The sequence below is a fragment of the Streptomyces sp. CT34 genome (assembly GCF_000805335.1).
Lineage (GTDB): Bacteria > Actinomycetota > Actinomycetes > Streptomycetales > Streptomycetaceae > Streptomyces.
Window position 1 is genome coordinate 4,957,664 of record NZ_KN708638.1, and the last position, 17,286, is coordinate 4,974,949.

A 17,286-nucleotide genomic window follows, 5' to 3' on the forward strand; every position below is an offset into this window, starting at 1 on the left:
CGGGTGTGACCGGTCGCGGGCGAAAACCCGTCACCCCGTGGGCATAGCCTTGTGAGGGGACGGCCTGCCGCGCCGAGGATCCGGAGGAGTTTCGGGGGAGAGAGGCCGGGCAGTCGAGCCGGGGAAGGGTGGGTTTCGAATGCAACCGGGGCGCATCCGGTCCGAAAGCGAGCGAAAGGCTTCGAGCGCGTGTCGTTGAAGGTGGCAGAGGACGAGAAGGGCCCCTGGGCCGTACTCCAGGTCTCCGGTGAGATGGACCTGGTCACGTCGCCTGCGGTGCGCCAGCATGTGCACGACGCGGTGGCCGACGGCCGGCGGTCCCTCGTGCTCGATCTCTCGGAGGTCCGGTTCTGTGATTCCAGCGGTGTCGGTGTGCTGATCGCCGCCCGCCGCCTGATGCGTTCCTGTCAGGGGCGGCTGCGGCTGATCCTGCCCGCCCAGGGGGCCGTCGACGGCTCCCACGTCAACCGCGTGCTCGCCGCGCTCGGCGTCCGCCGGCTCTTCGAGGTCTACCCCGACCTGCCCACCGCGGTCGACGAGGCCGCGGAACCGCTGTCGGCCTGAGGCACCGCCCGCACCGTGGCCCCCCAAGGCCCCGCAGTCCCTTCGCCTGCACGCTCATTCACCCTCTCCCGTACGGGAATTCCGCCCGGACGACGAAGCCGCCGTCGGACGTGGGGCGCGCCTCCAGCGTCCCGCCCAGGCTCTGGGCGCGCTCCCGCAGCCCCACCAGACCGTGACCGCCCCCGGGCAGCGCGGGCGCCGTCGCCGACGCGTCCGGCGGCCCGTTGCGGATCTCCACCAGCAGCCCCGCCGCCGCCCCCTCCGCCGGCTCCACCGCGTCGATCCGGACCCGCACCCGGGCCCCGGGCGCGTGCTTGCGGACATTGGTCAGCGCCTCCTGGACGGTGCGGTACGCGGCCCGCTCCACCGTCCCCGCGCCGCTGGGCCGCCCCGCCCCCGCCACGGCACCGCCCTCGTACGTCACGTCCAGCGCGCTCAGCTCGATCAGCCGCGGCAGCTCGTCCAGGTCCGGCTGCGGCGCCAGCTCGCGGGCCTCCTGGGCGTCGCCGCCGGCAGCCCGCAGGACGCCGACCATGTGCCGCAGCTCCTCCAGCGTCCGTATCGCCAGCTCGCGGATGGTCCGCGCGCCCGTACGGGCCGCCTCGTCCGCGGTGCTGACCTGCACGGCGCCCGCCTGGAGGCTGATCAGGCTGACCTGATGGGCCACCACGTCGTGCATCTCGCGGGCGAGCCGGGCGCGTTCGGTGGCCTTGACCCGCTCCGCCAGCAGCCGGTCCTCGCGGCGCATGCTGCGGGTCAACTCCTCTATACGGGAGGCCAGTTCGCGGCGGGTGTGGACGAGCAGGCCAAGCGCGATCGGGGCGGCGGAGCTGACCGTCGCGTCGATCAGGACCAGCGTGTTCTCGCGGTACGAGGTCGGTTCGAAGTCGGAGATCGGGTACGGGAGGAAGTGCGCGGCGATCAGCAGCAGCGCGCAGCAGGCGAGCCGGGCGCGGCCGGGCCGGCGCACGGCGAGGGTGTAGAGGGCGATCATCGGCGCGAACCAGATGTAGCCGATGTACAGGCCCGGCAGGGTGACCAGGAACACCGGCAGCGGCCAGCGCCGGCGCAGCAGCAGCGCCGCCGCGGCGACCACCGAGACGCTCAGTTCCAGGGCCATTCCCAGGCCGTTGACCAGCAGCGCGTCGGCGATCGAGAGCAGCACCGGCACGACGACCGGACCGATCCGGCGCAGCCGCCGGGCCACCCGGCCGCGGGCGAACGCCGGTACGCGGTGCCGCGGGCCCCGCCCGCCGGGTATCCGGGACGCACCGTCCCCGGAGCTCACCACGCCCCCCGCGGATCCCCCGCCACCAGCCCCGCGCGGTCCGCGACGATGGCCGCCTGGATGCGGTTGATCCCGCCCAACTTGCCCAGCAGCGCGCGCACATGGTCCTTCACCGTGCTCGGCGCCAGCCCCATCCGGTCCGCGATCTGCGCATTGCCCAGCCCCTCGCCGAGCAGCGCCAGCACCTGCGACTCCCGTGGCGTCAGCCCGCTGACCGCCCGCGCCGCCGCTGCCTGGTCCTCGGCCGTCAGATAGCCGCCGATCACCGCCCGGGTCACCCCCGGGTCCAGCACGCTCCCGCCCGCCGCCAGCGTCCGCACCGCCCGCACCAGTTGCTCCGGATCCGAGTCCTTCAGCAGGAAGCCGGCCGCGCCCTCCCGCAGCGCCGCCGTCAGGTACTCCTGTGCGTCGAAGGTCGTCAGCATCGCCACCGCGGGCGGCTCCGGGGCGGCGCGCAGCCGGCGCAGCACGGTCAGCCCGTCCACGTCCGGCATCCGGATGTCGAGCAGCACGACCTCCGCGCCGCAGCGCAGCACCGTCTCCACGGCCTCCGCTCCGCCGCAGTCCGCGACCATCTCGATGTCCGGGGCGGTCCCCAGGATCATCCGCAGTCCGGACCTGACGAGCCGCTCGTCATCCACCACAGCGACACGGATCACCGGCCGCCCCTTTCTCCTCCGCACCCATCCGAGCCCCCGGAACCGCCCGGCGCTGCGCGACTCCGTCCCCCTGCCGACGGGTCCCCCTCGCGACGGCCCCGGACCCCCGCCGGCCGGCGGGGGTGATCCCGCGACCTGTGGAGGATGCCGCGAGGAGCACCCGCGGGCAGAGTGGTTCTCATGCTGCACCACTGAAGAGGCCACGAACCCAGGACGCGTTGCAGCTCACATCGACGGCCGCCGCGGCCCCCACACGCGGCGGCCGTTCCTGGCGTGCGGGGGCGGCCCGGAGGGGGGCCTCTCCCGCACGGCCACGGGGCTCAGCGGGCCGGGTGGCCGCCTTCTCGCCACCGCGGCCCGGGTGCCTGTTCCGCCGCCCCGGCCCGAGAGACGGCCGGGCTCCCGCAGCCGCCAGCACCGCCCCGGAAGCCGCGTCAGACAGCCCCCGCGCGGCCCGTCACCTCACTCGCCCCCGGCCGCCGCCGTCTCCTCCCCGTACGCTTCGGAAGCGCCGAACCCCCGTCCCATGGCCAGGACGACGACCGAGGTCATGGCCGCCAGGGCGTAGGCGGTCGTGGCCATGGAGAGGGCGCCCTCGGGGGTTTCGAAGGACTGGTTGAAGAAGTCCGTCACGGTCAGCCAGACGACCGTGCGGACGGTGAGATAGAGCTGCATCGCGGCGAAGACGAGGAGCGCGCCGCGGATGTCGCGGCGGGCGCGGAGGGCCAGCACGCCGAGGACGAGGAGCACGACCACCGAGCTCACGGTGGTGAATTCGCCGGACGCGGCCAGGTTGAGGGTGCCGAGGGACGAGCCGTCGACGACGCTGCGGAGGTAATGGGCGGTGTCCATGCCGGGGGTCGTCAGGTCGCGTACGGTCAGCGCCAGGCGGGCCAGGGCCATGACGAGGAAGAGGACGCCGCAGATGCGCGAGAGGCGGCGGGGGCGCCCGCCGGAGGGCGGCGCGGTCCGACGGCCGGAGCGCCACCGCTCCGTCGCGGGGAACATGGCGACCAGTACGGTCACCGCGACCACCAGGCCCAGCGCCCTGGTCGCCAGCGCCCAGCCGCCCAGGGGGTCGGTGCCGTACCGGTCGCGGTAGGCGGCGTCGAAGAGGCCGACGACCTCGCGTACGGAGAGGGCGAGGAGCAGGAAGCCGCACAGGAGGGCGGCGCTGCGGGCCAGGCGGCGGTGGGCCAGCGCGAGGCCGGCGGTCGCGAGGAGGGCGGCGGTGAACGCCCACTCCCAGGGGCCGACCAGTTGGGAGGCGGGGGAGGCGCCGGGGTTGAAGAGGCCCTCGACGAAGTCCCGGGCGGTGCCGTCCCCTTGGATGATCCCGTAGACGGTCCAGCCGATCAGGGCGGTCGCGTAGAGGGCCAGGAAGAGGGCGGCGGTGTGGTAGGCGCCGTGGTGCTCCGGCGCGGCGCGGGCCGGGTCGGGCCCCGGCCGGACGTCCAGCGCTGCGCCGTCCTGCATCGCCATGGCCGATCCCCGTTCCCGTGCTGCCTGTTGCCGTGCCGCGGTGTCCGCCGCCTCACTTTGTCAAGGACGGGCGGAGGGGCGGGGGAGGTTCCACCCCGTGTGTCGTCAGTTGATCATGGCGTACCGGGAGGCGTTCGGGTAAGGGCGGGGGCAGGTCGGGCAGCCGGTCCGGGCAGTGCGTCCGCCGGGCCGCCGCCGCTGCCGCGTCGCGGCTGCCGCGGCGGGTCGCGGCGCGAGGTCCGCCGGGCGGTGGCGGCGGATCACGGCGCGCGCAGGCCGGGAGGGCCTGCGCTGAACCCGGGGTAACCCGGCGGCCGTTCGAGGGTGCCGGCTTCCGTTCGGCCCCGCCCGCCCCGGCTCCGTGCGGCAAGATGAGGCCATGGAAGGCCGGCTGATCGGTGGACGGTACCGCCTGGGCATACGGCTGGGCCGCGGAGGCATGGGGACGGTGTGGCGTGCCACGGACCAGCTGCTGGATCGTCAAGTGGCCGTCAAAGAGCTGCACTTGGATGATGGCGCGGCCGAACCCGAGGCGCGGGCGCAGCGGGACCGGGCGATGCGGGAGGCGCGTACGGTCGCCCAGGTCAAGCACCCGAACGTGATCGTGGTGCACGACGTGGTCGAGCAGGACGGCCGGCCGTGGATCGTGATGGAGCTGGTGGAGGGCCCGTCGCTGGCCGACCGGCTGGCCGGCGGCGGTCCGCTGGCGCCCCGTGAGGCGGCCCGGATCGGGATCGCGCTGCTGGGCGCGCTGCGCGCCGCGCACACCCGGGGTGTGCTGCACCGCGACATCAAGCCGGCGAACGTCCTCATGGAGAACGGCACCGGGCGGGTCGTGCTGACCGACTTCGGGGTCGCCCAGGTCCCGGGCGTGACCACGCTGACCGACACCAACGGATTCGTCGGCTCGCCCGAGTACACCGCACCCGAGCGGATGTCCGGCCGCGGCGCGGGCCCGGAGGCCGACCTCTGGTCGCTCGGGGTGCTGCTGTGCGCCGTACTGAGCGGGGAGACGCCGTTCCGCCGGGACTCGATGGCCGGTGTGCTGCACGCCGTGGTGTACGACGAGATCGAACTCCCCGAGGAGGCCCGGCCGTTGCGCGCGGTGGTCGGCGGCCTCCTGGAGCGCGATCCGCGGCGCCGGCTGGACGTCGCCGAGACGGCGCGGCTGCTGCGCGGCTACCTCCGGTCGGGGCGGGCGCCGGAGCGCGGCGGCCGGGGCGGGCACCGCGGGTTCGGGCCCGGGACCGGCCCCGGCGCGGGGCGCGGTACGGGGCCGGGCGGTGGGTCCGCCGGGGAAGGGGCCGCGGGACCGGCCGCGGCGGCTGCGGCCGGTCCCGCCCCGCCACCGGGCCCCGGAGCGCCGCGCGACCCGTTCGACGACGGACCCGGCGGCGGCCGGCCCAGCGAACACCCGCCCAGCGAGGACCCGTTCCGCCCCGTGGGGGAGGACCCCGTCCGGCCCGGCAGCACGCCGGTGCCGCCCACCCCGGAGGACGCCGCGCCCCCGGCCACCACCCGCCCTGGGCGCGCGGCCCCCGACCGGCCGCCCGCCGGCCGCATCCCCGGCCGGCGGACCCCCGGTGTGCCCATCCCGGCGGCCCTCGACGACCGGGCGCTGGCCGCCGCCGCCCGCCCGCACACCGGCCGCACCCGTCGCGCGCTGCTGATCGCGGGCGCCGTGGTCGTGGTCGCCGGGGTCGCCGCGGGCGTCGTCGCCCTCGTGGCGAACGGGAGCGGCGACGACTCCGGTCCGCACCCGGGCGGCTCCGCGCAGGCGACCGGCCGGAAGGGGGCCACGGGCCCGGCGGCCACCCCGGACGCCGCCCCCTCGAAGCCCGGCCCTCCGGTCACCGGTACCACCGTGCCCTCCTCGGGGGAGGACGGCACGCTCCCGGCCGGCTACCGGATGGTCCAGGACCCGGACGGCTTCGCGCTGGCCGTCCCGGTGGGCTTCACCCGCTCCTACGAGAACTCGCGGGTCTACTACTCCTCCGAGGGCAAGCGTTTCCGGATCGGCGTCCGGCTCCGGACGACGGTGCCGGAGGGCCCGCTCGGCGCGCTGCGCACCGCGGACGCCAACGGCCCCGCCGACTACCCCGGTTACCGCGACGGCCAGGTCACCGAGACCACCCACAACGGGTTCCGGGCCGGGCTCTGGGAGTTCGTCCGGGACGGCAGCGCCCGGGACGCCGGCGCGCGCTGCACCTACGACCTCAGCTGGAACGAGGACGGCAAGATGATGGACGTCTGGATCTCCGCGCCGATCGCGTCGCGCATCGAGGCCGAGCGACACTTCGACACCGCGGTCGCCGCGTTCCGGCTGAGCGACCGGTGAGCGGCCGGTCACCGACCGGTGAGCGGCCGGGCGGCACGACCCCGGGAGCCCGGAGCCCGGGGCCGCGGGGTGGCCGGGCGGCGGGCCGGCCGCGCCGTGTCCCGCCAGCCCAGCACCGTTGCGGCCGGTGAACACTGGCGCGATGGGGTGTACTCGGGGAAAACCTGTTACTGCCGGGTACACAAAGCGCCCCCGGGGGCATACGCTCGCCCGCATGACGGACTCGCAGGACGCCGGATCGTCCCCCTTGCCCGACTCCTCCCCCACTCTCGACCGCGCTCGAACGGGGGGAGGACCCCCGTGCACGGGAGGTGCCCCCGCCGCCACCGGCGAGGCCCCGCGGGAGACCTCCCCCGAGGCCCCCGCCGCGCCCGCCGGCGGCAACCCGGTCGCGGTCGCCGCCCCCGGTACCCGCACGGCGGCCGACGTGGTCACCCCGGAGGTGGCCGCCCGGCTCACCCGTGACGTGGTCGGCAGGGGGCGGACCGCGAACCACAGCCCGTTCACCGGCGAGAAACTGGCCGACCTGCCCGAGTCCACCCCCGAGGACGTCGCCCGCGCCTTCGAGCGGGCCCGCGCCGCCCAGGAGCGCTGGGCGAAGGTCCCGGTCAGGCAGCGCGCCGCGGTCCTGCTGCGGTTCCACGACCTGATCCTGCGCCGCCAGGCCGAGGTGCTCGACCTGATCCAGCTGGAGACCGGCAAGGCGCGGCTGCACGCCCATGAGGAGGTGCAGGCGGTCGCCGTCGCCGCCCGCCACTACGGCCGCAAGGCCCCCGCCTACCTCCGCCCCAAGGGCCACACCGGTGTCGTGCCGACCCTGACCAAGGTCACCGAACTCCGCCAGCCGCGCGGCGTCGTCGGGCAGATCGCCCCCTGGAACTACCCCTTCGAGCTGACCGTCGGCGACGCCCTGCCGGCCTTCGCCGCGGGCAACGCCGTCGTCATGAAGCCCGACACGGAGACCGCGCTGACCGCCCTGTGGGCCCGCGAGCAGCTCATCGAGGCCGGGCTCCCGGAGGACGTCTGGCAGGTGGTGATCGGCGACGGCCCGGTCGTCGGCCCCGCGGTCGTCGCGCACGCCGACTACGTCTCGTTCACCGGCTCGACCCGGACGGGCCGCGAGGTCGCCCAGGGCGCCGCCGCCCGCCTGGTCGGCGTCTCCCTCGAACTCGGCGGCAAGAACGCCATGTTGGTGCTGCACGACGCCGACGTGGAGAAGGCCGCCGCCGGCGCCGTCCGCGGCTGCTTCTCCTCCGCGGGCCAGCTGTGCATCTCCATCGAGCGGCTGTACGTCCACGAATCGGTCGCCGACGACTTCGTCCGGCGCTTCGCCGCCCGTACGAAGGCGATGCGGCTGGGCAACGCCCTCGCCTACGGCGCCGACATGGGCTCGCTGGTCGGCGAGCGCCAGCTGGAGACCGTCACCCGCCATGTCGACGAGGCCGTCGCCAAGGGCGCCCGGCTGATCGCCGGCGGCCGGCCCCGCCCCGACATCGGCCCGCTGTTCTACGAGCCGACCATCCTGGACGGCGTCGAGGCGCCGATGGCCGTCTGCACCGAGGAGACCTTCGGCCCGGTCGTCTCCCTCTACCGTTTCCGCGACGAGGACGAGGCGGTCGCGCTCGCCAACGCCACGCCGTACGGCCTGAATTCCAGCGTCTGGACCAAGGACGGCCGGCGCGGCCGGGCGGTCGCGGCCCGGCTCCGCACCGGCACGGTCAACGTCAACGAGTCCTACGCGGCGGGCTACGGCAGCGTGCAGTCCCCGATGGGCGGTATGGGCGACTCGGGGCTGGGCCGCCGGCACGGCTCCGAGGGCATCCTCAAGTACACCGAGGCGCAGACCGTCGCCCACCAGCGGCTGATTCCGCTGGCACCGGCCTTCGGGATGGACGACGAGAAGTACGCCCAGTCCATGACCCGCAGCCTGCGCGCGATGAAGGCCCTCCGCCTGCGCTGAACACCAACCAGCCCTTCCGGCGGGAAATTCCAGCCCCTCCGGCGATCGAGAGCGGGGTCCGGGGCGGAGCCCCGACAACGGACACGGAGGTACCGGTGCCACAGCCCAACTCTGCCCAACCCCACGCCCCGGAGGGCGAGCCCACCACCGGGCGCCCCGCCCACGAGGAACCCCCCTATGACTACGACTACGACTACGACGTCATAGTCATAGGCTCCGGCTTCGGCGGCTCGGTCTCCGCGCTCCGCCTGACCGAGAAGGGCTACCGCGTCGGCGTCCTCGAAGCCGGCCGGCGCTTCACCCGCGAGACGCTGCCGAAGAACTCCTGGGACCTCAGGAACTACCTGTGGGCGCCGGCCCTCGGCCTCTACGGCATCCAGCGCATCCACCTCCTCGGCAACGTCATGGTGCTGGCGGGCGCCGGGGTCGGCGGCGGCTCGCTGAACTACGCCAACACCCTCTACGTACCGCCCGAACCGTTCTTCGACGACCCCCAGTGGAAGGACATCACCGACTGGCGGGCGGAGCTGAAGCCGTACTACGACCAGGCCCGGCGGATGCTCGGCGTACGGCTCAACCCGACGATGACCCCGTCCGACGTCCACCTGAAGGCGACCGCGCAGGCCATGGGCGTCGGCGACTCCTTCCACATGGCGCCGGTCGGGGTGTTCTTCGGGGACGGCAAGGACGCCTGCGACGGGGACGCGGCCGGCGACGGGGCGGTACAGGCGCTGCCCGGCGGCGAGGTCGCCGACCCGTACTTCGGCGGCGCCGGCCCCTCCCGCAGGGCGTGCACGGAGTGCGGCGAGTGCATGACCGGCTGCCGGCACGGCGCGAAGAACACCCTCAACGAGAACTACCTCTACCTCGCCGAGCGGGCCGGCGCCGTCATCCACCCGATGACCTCGGTCGTCGCGGTCACCGAGGACTCCCGCGGCGGCTTCGCGGTCCGCACCCTGCCGACCGACGACAAGAAGGGCCGACGAGGAGGCGCGGGGCGAAGCGCCTCGAAGAGGGGCGGCGGCCGGGAGACGGGCGGGCGTACGTTCACCGCCCGCCGGGTGGTCGTCGCGGCCGGGACCTACGGGACGCAGACGCTGCTGCACCGGATGAAGGACTCCGGTCTGCTGCCGTACCTCTCGGACCGCCTCGGCGCGCTGACCCGCACCAACTCCGAGGCCCTGGTGGGCGCCCAGACCGACAACCGCCGCTACCGCAGACAACACGGCGCGGACCGGGTCGACTTCACCAGGGGCGTGGCGATCACCTCGTCGATACACCCCAACGAGAACACCCACATCGAGCCGGTCCGCTACGGCAAGGGCTCCAACTCGATGGGCAGCCTGACCATCCTCCAGGTCCCCTACCGGCCCGCCGGCCGCGTCCTAGGGTGGCTCGGCAACATGGCCCGCCACCCGCTGCTCGCCCTCCGCTCGCTCTCCAACCGCCGCTGGTCCGAGCGCACCATCATCGGCCTGGTCATGCAGTCCCTGGACAACTCCCTGACGACGTACCGCAAGCCGAGCGGCATCGGAAAGGGCCTGCTCACCGCCCGCCAGGGCCACGGCGCCCCGAACCCCGACCAGATCCCCGAGGCCACCGAGGCGGCCACCCTGCTCGCCCAGGAGATCAACGGCTTCGCGGGCAGCAACGTCGGTGAGTTGATGGGCACTCCGCTCACCGCCCACTTCCTCGGCGGCTGCCCCATCGGCGCGGACGCCGACCACGGCGTCATCGACCCGTACCACCGCCTCTACGGACACCCGGGCATATCGGTCGTCGACGGCGCCGCGGTCTCCGCCAACCTCGGCGTCAACCCGTCGCTGACCATCACCGCGCAGGCCGAACGCGCCATGTCCCTCTGGCCCAACAAGGGCGAACCGGACCTCCGCCCGGCCCCGGGCCGCCCGTACGAGCGCCTGGCCCCGGTCGCGCCGGTGCGCCCCGCCGTCCCCGAGAAGGCGTTCGGCGCCCTCAGGCTGCCGTTCCTGTCCGTACCGCCGGTGCCGCCCAAGAAGTAGGCCCACGGGAACAGTTCACAGCGAAGGGCCCCGGGAATCCGTCCGCGAGGGGGGTTTGCGGACGGCCACGGGGCCCTTGGCTTTCGGTGCCGGCGTCAGGGCAGCGCCGGCACCGACGGGCGGCGCTGGGGGGGGGTAGCGCCGCTGGCTTGCGGGTGGTGCGGGGTATTCCGCGCGCGAGCTGGTCGGACCAATGGCAGGTGAGGCAAAGGTCCGCACCGGACGCGGTAAGCGGTTCGTCAAGCATCGTCCTGGATGCGCCTCACCCGGCGCAACCGTTTCGACCGGATGCGGTCGGTCCCGGGCGTCCCCAGGACCGACCACCCCATCGGTGTGACCGGGCTGCTGTCCCCTGCTGACCGGCCACGGCACCGGAACGAGGTCCCACGACGCGGACCGCTGCCAGCGGCCGGCGTCTCATCGCTCCGGCTTTCCGCCCGTGGGGCGGCGTCTACGCGTAGTCCTGCAGGCCGCGCCTGGCTGGCGTGGCACCGGGAACAACGACCCCTCTCGGCGGCCGGTCACGCGCCGTACGGGTGAGTCGGCAACCGAACTCAGATGCGGCGGCTGCGCCCGGCGCACTCCCGTCCGGCACGCGCCGCGACCCGCCTCCCGGACGCCGTCCGCGCCCCCGCACACCGCTCGAATCCGGCCACGCCCCACGGGCGCGGCCGGTTCAGACCCGGCCGCGGGAGAGCTCCAGCAAGGTCATCGCCAGCGCGGTGCCCGGCTTGCCGAGCTGATCGCGGTAGTGGGCCAGGATCTCCATCTCGCGGGAGAGGTTCACCCGGCGCCCGCCGGAGGCGATCCGCTCGCGCTGGATGACCGCCGAGACGGCCATCCGTTCCTGTACGAGCCCGATGATCCGTCCGTCGAGATCGTCGATCCGGCTCCGCGCGTCGCTGATCACGCCGGCCGCCTCCGGGGTGTGCGCACCGGTGCCGGGAGCGGCCGGCGCGGTGGCGTTCGTGGTCTCGCTGCTCATTTTCCGTGTCTCCTGAGGTCGGGGGTGGAGAGCCCCGGGAGCTCCGGGCGGTGGGCGGTCCCGGACACGGACAGGCGCCCCGGACCGTTGCGGCCCGGGGCGCCTGGGGAAGTCGCTTGTCAGTCGATCAAGCAGCACGACCATGGCAGCCGGACGGGCCGGTGCCATAGGTAAAGACGAAGGTCAGCTGCTGGGACATGGCGCTCAGTATGAGCCCGTTAGAATCGAAAGTCCAACCCCTGCTCCACACCGCCGGAAGGCCGCCGAAGTGCCATCAGCGCCCCCTGCCGCTGCCCCGGACGTCGTCCTCGTGGTCGACTTCGGCGCACAGTACGCCCAGCTCATCGCCCGTCGGGTCCGCGAGGCCCGGGTCTACAGCGAGATCGTGCCGTCCACCATGCCGGTGGCCGAAATGCTCGCCAAGAACCCGAAGGCGATCATCCTCTCCGGCGGTCCCTCGTCGGTGTACGCCGAAGACGCTCCCAGCCTGGACCGCTCGCTCTTCGAGGCCGGCGTCCCGGTCTTCGGGATGTGCTACGGCTTCCAGCTCATGGCCACCACCCTCGGCGGCACGGTCGACAACACCGGCGCCCGTGAGTACGGCCGCACCCCGCTGACCGTCACCAAGCCCTCCTCGACCCTCTTCGAGGGCACCCCGGCCGAGCAGTCCGTCTGGATGTCGCACGGCGACGCCTGCTCCGCCGCCCCCGAGGGCTTCACGGTCACCGCGTCCACCGACGTCGTCCCGGTCGCCGCCTTCGAGAACGACGAGAAGAAGCTCTACGGCGTCCAGTACCACCCAGAGGTGCTGCACTCCACGCACGGCCAGCAGGTCCTGGAGCACTTCCTCTACCGCGGCGCGGGCATCGAGCCGAGCTGGACCACCCACAGCGTGGTCGAGGAGCAGGTCGCCGCGATCCGCGCCCAGGTCGGCACCAAGCGCGCGATCTGCGGGCTGTCCGGCGGCGTGGACTCCGCGGTGGCCGCGGCCCTCGTCCAGCGGGCCATCGGCGACCAGCTGACCTGCGTCTACGTCGACCACGGCCTGATGCGCAAGGGCGAGTCCGAGCAGGTCGAGAAGGACTTCGTGGCCGCCACCGGCGTCCAGCTGAAGGTCGTCGACGCCCAGGAGCGCTTCCTGAACGCGCTGGCCGGGGTCAGCGACCCCGAGCAGAAGCGGAAGATCATCGGCCGGGAGTTCATCCGCGTCTTCGAGCAGGCGCAGGCCGAGCTGGTCGCCGAGGCGGGCGCCGAGGGCGAGGAAGTGGCCTTCCTGGTCCAGGGCACGCTCTACCCGGACATCGTCGAGTCCGGCGGCGGCACCGGCACCGCGAACATCAAGTCGCACCACAACGTCGGCGGACTGCCCGAGGACATCGAGTTCGAGCTCGTCGAGCCGCTGCGCCAGCTGTTCAAGGACGAGGTCCGGATGGTCGGCACCGAGCTGGGCCTCCCGGACGAGATCGTCCAGCGCCAGCCGTTCCCCGGCCCGGGCCTCGGTATCCGCATCGTCGGCGAGGTCACCAAGGACCGCCTCGACCTGCTGCGCGAGGCCGACGCGATCGCCCGCGAGGAGCTGACCGCGGCCGGCCTGGACCGCGAGATCTGGCAGTGCCCGGTGGTCCTGCTCGCCGACGTCCGCTCGGTCGGCGTCCAGGGCGACGGCCGCACGTACGGCCACCCGGTCGTGCTCCGCCCGGTCTCCTCCGAGGACGCCATGACCGCGGACTGGACCCGGATGCCCTACGACGTCCTGGCCCGGATCTCGACCCGGATCACCAACGAGGTCGCGGACGTCAACCGCGTCGTCCTGGACGTCACCAGCAAGCCCCCGGGCACCATCGAGTGGGAGTGACCGTTCAAGGCTCTCCCCCGAGATGAACGAAACGCCGTCGCTCACTCGTTGAGTGGCGGCGTTGTCGTTTCCCCGTCGGTGCCGCCGTGGACCGGCTGATCGCCTCCGCGGTGGCCCGCGGCGACGCGGCCTGGACCACTCGGCGCGGCTGCGGGGCGGGCAGCTGCTGAGCGGGTACGGCCAGGGAGAGAGCGCCCGTCCCACGAGGTTCTGCCCGGCCCTGGCCTCCGCGGGAACCGGAGGGTAGCTTCCGCCCGAGCGCTGTGAGCCGTACGCGCCCAGGAGGAGAACCGCGATGCCCGAGCCGACGCCGATACCCACCGAGCAGCTGCAGTTCGCCATGCCGCCGACGCACCAGAGCGTCGAGGAGGAGCGGAGATACCGCAGGGAACGCCTGGTGGCGGCGGTGCGCCTCTTCGGGCGCCTGGGCTTCGAAGAGGGCGTCACGGGCCATATCACCGCGCGTGACCCGGAGTTCACCGACTGCTTCTGGGTCAACCCCTTCGGGATGCCGTTCTCCCTCCTGACGCTGAGCGATCTGATCCTGGTCAACCTCGACGGGCAGGTCGTCGAGGGCCGCCACCACGTCAACCAGGCGGCGTTCTCGATCCACGCGCAGATCCACCGGGCCCGCCCGGACGTCGTGGCCGCCGCGCACAGCCACTCCACGTACGGCCGGGCGCTCGCCGCCCTCGGTGAGCTGCTGGACCCGATCACCCAGGACGTCTGCGCGTTCTACGAGGCGCACGCCCTCTACGACGCGTACAGCGGCGTCGTCGTGGACGAGGAGGAGAGCCGCCGGATCGCCGCCGCGCTCGGCCCGCACAAGGCCGTGATCCTGCGCAACCGCGGGCTGTTGACGGTGGGCGACTCGGTCGACGCGGCGGCCTGGTGGTTCCTCACGATGGAGCGGTCCTGCCAGGTGCAGCTGACGGCGAAGGCGGCCGGAAAGCCGGTACTGATCGGCCATCACGACGCCGTCCGCACGCGGGAGCAGCTGGGCAGCGACCTGGTCGCCTGGATCAACTACCAGCCGCTGTACCGGCAGATGGCGCGCAGCGAGCCGGACATGTTCGCCTAGGAGCCGGAGGGCGGCGCCCCGGTGAGGCGCCGCCCCGCGCCTCACACGTGCGGGAACAGCGCGAAGAAGGGGTCGGCGGCGGTGGCGAGACCGCGGCTGAACGGCGCGTCGAAGTCCCACACCAGGAACAGCAGGAAGGCGATCAGCGCACTGAAGACGCCGGCCATCAGCAACTCCCGTGCCGAGCGCCGGATCTGGAGCGTGAACATCACGCCGATGGAGATCACGCCCCCGGCGATCAGTCCGAACCACACCACACCCGGGAGCGTCGGATCGGCCGCGTCGGCGCGGGCACTGCGCGCCCCGTCCGCCACCCCGACCTGGTCGACGACGGGCTGGTAGGACTCCCGCTCGTAGTCGTCGCGCGGGTGGTAGCCGATGACGTCGGCCCGCACCTTGTCCAGCAGGTCCGCGCCGTGCTGCGTCAGCTCGCCGCGGTCGGCCATCACCCGCCATTCCTTGTGGACGACGTGGCCGACATAGGAGTTGACGTCGGCGCGGATCCGGTCCCGTACGGGCGCCGGCCAGGCCTGCACCCGCTCGCTGACCTCGTGCAGCGCCTGGGCCTCGGTCCGCACGGTGTCCTCGGCCGAGCTCTTGGCCTCCCAGACACCGGCGATGGCGAGGCCCAGCACGATCGCGTAGACCACCCCCACCATCATCGTCATGTACTCGATGACATCGGGCGTTTCGGTCGGGTCGTCGTCCTCGCCGACCCGGCGCTCCTTGAGGACGGTGATGGCCAGGACGACGCCGCAGACCGCGGCCATGGCGATGGTCAGCACCAGCCATTGCGACATGGAGACCTCCTACGAGGAACCGCGCCCGGCGGAACGGGACGCGGCGCGCGAACGGGGACGGAGGGCGGCGGCGGCCAGCAGCGCCGGCGTGGTGACCAGCAGCGTCCTGGTCACCACGGAGTGCCCGTGGTGCGGTTGGTGGTGTACCGGCGTGTAACGGGGCGGCCGGGCGGGGGTGGAGGCCGTCAGGTGCCGGGCCGGGGTCGGCGTGGCCGGCGGCGGTTCCGTGGGGGCGGGGCGGTGGTACGGAGGTGGCGGCGCCGGCCGCGGCGTGGCCGGGGGCGCCGGAGTGCGCAGCGGGCGGGGAGCCGCGGCGCGGCTGGGCGTCGGGGACGGGGCGGGTGTGAACGTCGGGGTGGGCCGGGGCCCGGGCGTCGACTTGGTGCAGGGGATGTGCCAGCCGGGCGGCACGGGGAAATCGGTCGGAAACCGGATCGGCGGCGCGGTCCCGGCGAACGCGCAGTTGTCCCCCGGTGGTTGACGGACCGGTCCCGGACGGGCCGCGGCAGCGGGCGCCGTCCCGAGGGCCAGCACCGCGGTGAGCCCGCCGACCGTGGCAAGGCCGGTGAGCAGCACCCCGGCCCACAGGAGCAGCCGCTTCGACCCCGCCCTTCCGCCACGACGACCGGTACAGCCCCCCGTACCCGCTTCGTTCACTGTGTCGGTTTCGTGAGATTCGTATATCTCGCGCACGGCGGGAAGTTTGCGCAGCACCAGGGCCTACCAGCCGTCGACCGACGCCGATTCGCCCGAATGAGGGAAGCGCAGGGAATGCGCGTCCGGGCGGGCCCCGGACCCCGTGTGCCGCTGAACTTGCCGTTGTACGTCAACCCGCCGCCGCCCTCCGTACCGTCCGTCACCTGGACGATGAGGGGCCGGACCCGGTAACTGAGGCACAATTCGCCATCGAGGAAGAGAAGTTGGGACGAGCGGCGGCGGGGCGGTACGGACGTGTCGGTGGATTCGGCGAGCAGGGTGGCCGGAAGGGGCGAGCCGCGAGGTGACGGCGGTGTGTGCCGGTGCGGACGGTGCCCGCACGGCGCCCGTGAGGGGCACCGGCAGGCGGTCACCGCCTTTGCCGCGCTCCGCGAGGACTTCGCCGCCGGGCGCGGGGTACCGGCCGGACTGGCGCACTCCGCCGGCGCCGCCCGGCAGTGGGTATCGGACGAACTGACCCTGTCGGCCCGCGCGTTGGCCGAGCGCGCCGCGGCCGAGGGAGCCGCCTGGCCGGCGGCCGTCCAGGCGCGCACCCTGATGGCCGTGTGGGTCGCCGTGGTGGCCCTGCTGCTCGGACAGGCACTGACCGCCATCGGGACGGGCTGGACGGTGACCCGGACGGCCGGACTGACCGCGGCAGTGGTACTCGCGCTCGGGGCGACCGTCGCGGCCTGGCGGCACCGCGCGCACGGCGGCGCGCTGGCACCGGTGATCGGCGAGGACCGCCGGTTCTCCACCTCTCGTGCGGTCGCCGCCGGGTGGGTACTGGTGGTGCTGTACGCCGTACTGATGCTCGCCGTCCAGCTCGCCGCGGCATCCGGTCCGCACCATCGGCACCGCCTCCTCTCCGGCCTCGAACTCGGCTCGTCCGGCGGACTGTTGGCCCTGCTCGCCGTCGGGTGCGGGGTGGCGGTGCTGGCGTACGGCATGACCGCCGGGCGGATCCGCTCCGGACGCGTACAGAAGGTGCCGGCCGAGCGCCCGCGGGCCGTGGACCTGCTGGCGGACGACGCCGGGCGCGGCAGCCTCACCGACGCGCAGTACGCGCTGGTGAACGCGTCCCTGCTGGTCCTCACCCTGGTACGCCTGGCCGGAAACCCCCGCCAACTCCCCTCCGTCCCCTGGGGCTTGGTCATCCTGGCCGTCCTCTCCGGCATGACCTACCTGGCCGGTAAGAGCGTCGCCGGCGGCCGGCCGGTCATCCTCTCGGTCGTGCGCTCCCGGGAGGTCGGCGATCTCGCCGCGCCGATCCGGACCGGCGACGACATCGAGATCCGCGGCACCGGCTTCGTCCCGCCCGGCGCCGGCACCCCCGACCGGCTGGCCCGCACCGTCGTACGGATCGGCGCGGTCCACGTACCGGTCCCGCTGGTCCCCGTGGCCGGCGGCTTCGCCAACCCCACGGACGGGGTGCTGACCGTGCCGGTGCCGGTGGATGTGGAGCCGGGCACCGTGGAGGTCCGCGTCATCACCGCCGCCGGCGTGGAAACGGCCGGATACCGGATCGACGTCCAGGACTGATCGACGCTCAGGACT

The 17,286-nt window shown here is 73.8% G+C and carries 13 protein-coding genes; 7 read left to right on the plus strand and 6 right to left on the minus strand.

The genetic code is table 11. The annotated features are described in order from the left end of the window. Positions 1–189 precede the first annotated feature (189 nt). On the plus strand, positions 190–564 hold the full coding sequence (locus tag RZ84_RS21745; protein ID WP_043265688.1) for an STAS domain-containing protein: 375 nt from the start codon (positions 190–192) through the stop codon (positions 562–564). 58 nt (positions 565–622) lie between these two features. Here the strand turns inward: RZ84_RS21745 and RZ84_RS21750 are convergent, their stop codons facing one another. The 3 genes from RZ84_RS21750 to RZ84_RS21760 form a co-directional block, all read right to left on the minus strand. After that, positions 623–1,771, minus strand: a complete 1,149-nt coding sequence (locus tag RZ84_RS21750) for a sensor histidine kinase (protein ID WP_043270495.1) — start codon at positions 1,769–1,771, stop codon at positions 623–625. Positions 1,772–1,848: 77 nt separating this feature from the next. Further along, positions 1,849–2,511, minus strand: coding sequence for a response regulator (locus RZ84_RS21755; protein WP_043265689.1), 663 nt, complete (start codon positions 2,509–2,511; stop codon positions 1,849–1,851). Positions 2,512–2,973: 462 nt separating this feature from the next. Beyond that, a complete protein-coding gene (locus RZ84_RS21760) occupies positions 2,974–3,993 on the minus strand; it encodes a hypothetical protein (protein WP_043265690.1) in 1,020 nt (339 codons plus the stop codon). Positions 3,994–4,372: 379 nt separating this feature from the next. Between RZ84_RS21760 and RZ84_RS21765 the strand changes: the two genes are divergently transcribed. The 3 genes from RZ84_RS21765 (at position 4,373) to RZ84_RS21775 (ending at position 10,312) form a co-directional block, all read left to right on the plus strand. Then, positions 4,373–6,331: a serine/threonine-protein kinase gene (locus RZ84_RS21765; protein WP_043265691.1), complete on the plus strand. Its 1,959-nt coding sequence runs from the start codon at positions 4,373–4,375 to the stop codon at positions 6,329–6,331. 214 nt (positions 6,332–6,545) lie between these two features. Further along, positions 6,546–8,291 (plus strand): succinic semialdehyde dehydrogenase, encoded by a 1,746-nt coding sequence (locus RZ84_RS21770; protein ID WP_043265692.1) that lies wholly within the window; start codon positions 6,546–6,548, stop codon positions 8,289–8,291. A gap of 203 nt (positions 8,292–8,494) precedes the next feature. Next, a complete protein-coding gene (locus tag RZ84_RS21775) occupies positions 8,495–10,312 on the plus strand; it encodes a GMC family oxidoreductase (RefSeq protein WP_198540155.1) in 1,818 nt (605 codons plus the stop codon). A gap of 676 nt (positions 10,313–10,988) precedes the next feature. Here the strand turns inward: RZ84_RS21775 and RZ84_RS21780 are convergent. Beyond that, positions 10,989–11,297 carry a chorismate mutase gene (locus RZ84_RS21780; protein ID WP_043265694.1) on the minus strand — a complete coding sequence of 103 codons (309 nt, stop codon included), beginning with the start codon at positions 11,295–11,297 and terminating at the stop codon, positions 10,989–10,991. 268 nt (positions 11,298–11,565) lie between these two features. Here RZ84_RS21780 and guaA point away from each other — a divergent pair, with 268 nt between their 5' ends. Together guaA and RZ84_RS21790 are read left to right on the plus strand one after the other, a co-directional pair. Continuing rightward, positions 11,566–13,152 carry a glutamine-hydrolyzing GMP synthase gene (guaA, locus tag RZ84_RS21785; RefSeq protein WP_043265695.1) on the plus strand — a complete coding sequence of 529 codons (1,587 nt, stop codon included), beginning with the start codon at positions 11,566–11,568 and terminating at the stop codon, positions 13,150–13,152. A gap of 295 nt (positions 13,153–13,447) precedes the next feature. Further along, positions 13,448–14,233 carry a class II aldolase/adducin family protein gene (locus tag RZ84_RS21790; protein WP_043265696.1) on the plus strand — a complete coding sequence of 262 codons (786 nt, stop codon included), beginning with the start codon at positions 13,448–13,450 and terminating at the stop codon, positions 14,231–14,233. 41 nt (positions 14,234–14,274) lie between these two features. On the opposite strand, the gene RZ84_RS21795 is transcribed toward RZ84_RS21790, so the two are convergent. Both RZ84_RS21795 and RZ84_RS41535 read right to left on the minus strand, forming a co-directional pair. Then, complete coding sequence (locus tag RZ84_RS21795; RefSeq protein WP_043265697.1) at positions 14,275–15,033, minus strand: bestrophin-like domain; 759 nt, start codon at positions 15,031–15,033, stop codon at positions 14,275–14,277. A gap of 9 nt (positions 15,034–15,042) precedes the next feature. After that, positions 15,043–15,726 carry a hypothetical protein gene (locus tag RZ84_RS41535; protein WP_241777804.1) on the minus strand — a complete coding sequence of 228 codons (684 nt, stop codon included), beginning with the start codon at positions 15,724–15,726 and terminating at the stop codon, positions 15,043–15,045. A gap of 282 nt (positions 15,727–16,008) precedes the next feature. Here RZ84_RS41535 and RZ84_RS21805 point away from each other — a divergent pair, with 282 nt between their 5' ends. Next, positions 16,009–17,271 carry a hypothetical protein gene (locus RZ84_RS21805; protein WP_043265698.1) on the plus strand — a complete coding sequence of 421 codons (1,263 nt, stop codon included), beginning with the start codon at positions 16,009–16,011 and terminating at the stop codon, positions 17,269–17,271. Positions 17,272–17,286 lie beyond the last annotated feature (15 nt).

What these genes read in the sequence shown, in the direction of transcription:
- RZ84_RS21760 (WP_043265690.1), bottom strand. Translation starts at nt 3,993, where the DNA reads ATGGCGATGCAGGACGGCGCAGCGCTGGACGTCCGGCCGGGGCCCGAC.
- RZ84_RS21765 (WP_043265691.1), top strand. Translation starts at nt 4,373, where the DNA reads ATGGAAGGCCGGCTGATCGGTGGACGGTACCGCCTGGGCATACGGCTG.
- RZ84_RS21770 (WP_043265692.1), top strand. Translation starts at nt 6,546, where the DNA reads ATGACGGACTCGCAGGACGCCGGATCGTCCCCCTTGCCCGACTCCTCC.
- RZ84_RS21780 (WP_043265694.1), bottom strand. Translation starts at nt 11,297, where the DNA reads ATGAGCAGCGAGACCACGAACGCCACCGCGCCGGCCGCTCCCGGCACC.
- RZ84_RS21790 (WP_043265696.1), top strand. Translation starts at nt 13,448, where the DNA reads ATGCCCGAGCCGACGCCGATACCCACCGAGCAGCTGCAGTTCGCCATG.
- RZ84_RS21795 (WP_043265697.1), bottom strand. Translation starts at nt 15,033, where the DNA reads ATGTCGCAATGGCTGGTGCTGACCATCGCCATGGCCGCGGTCTGCGGC.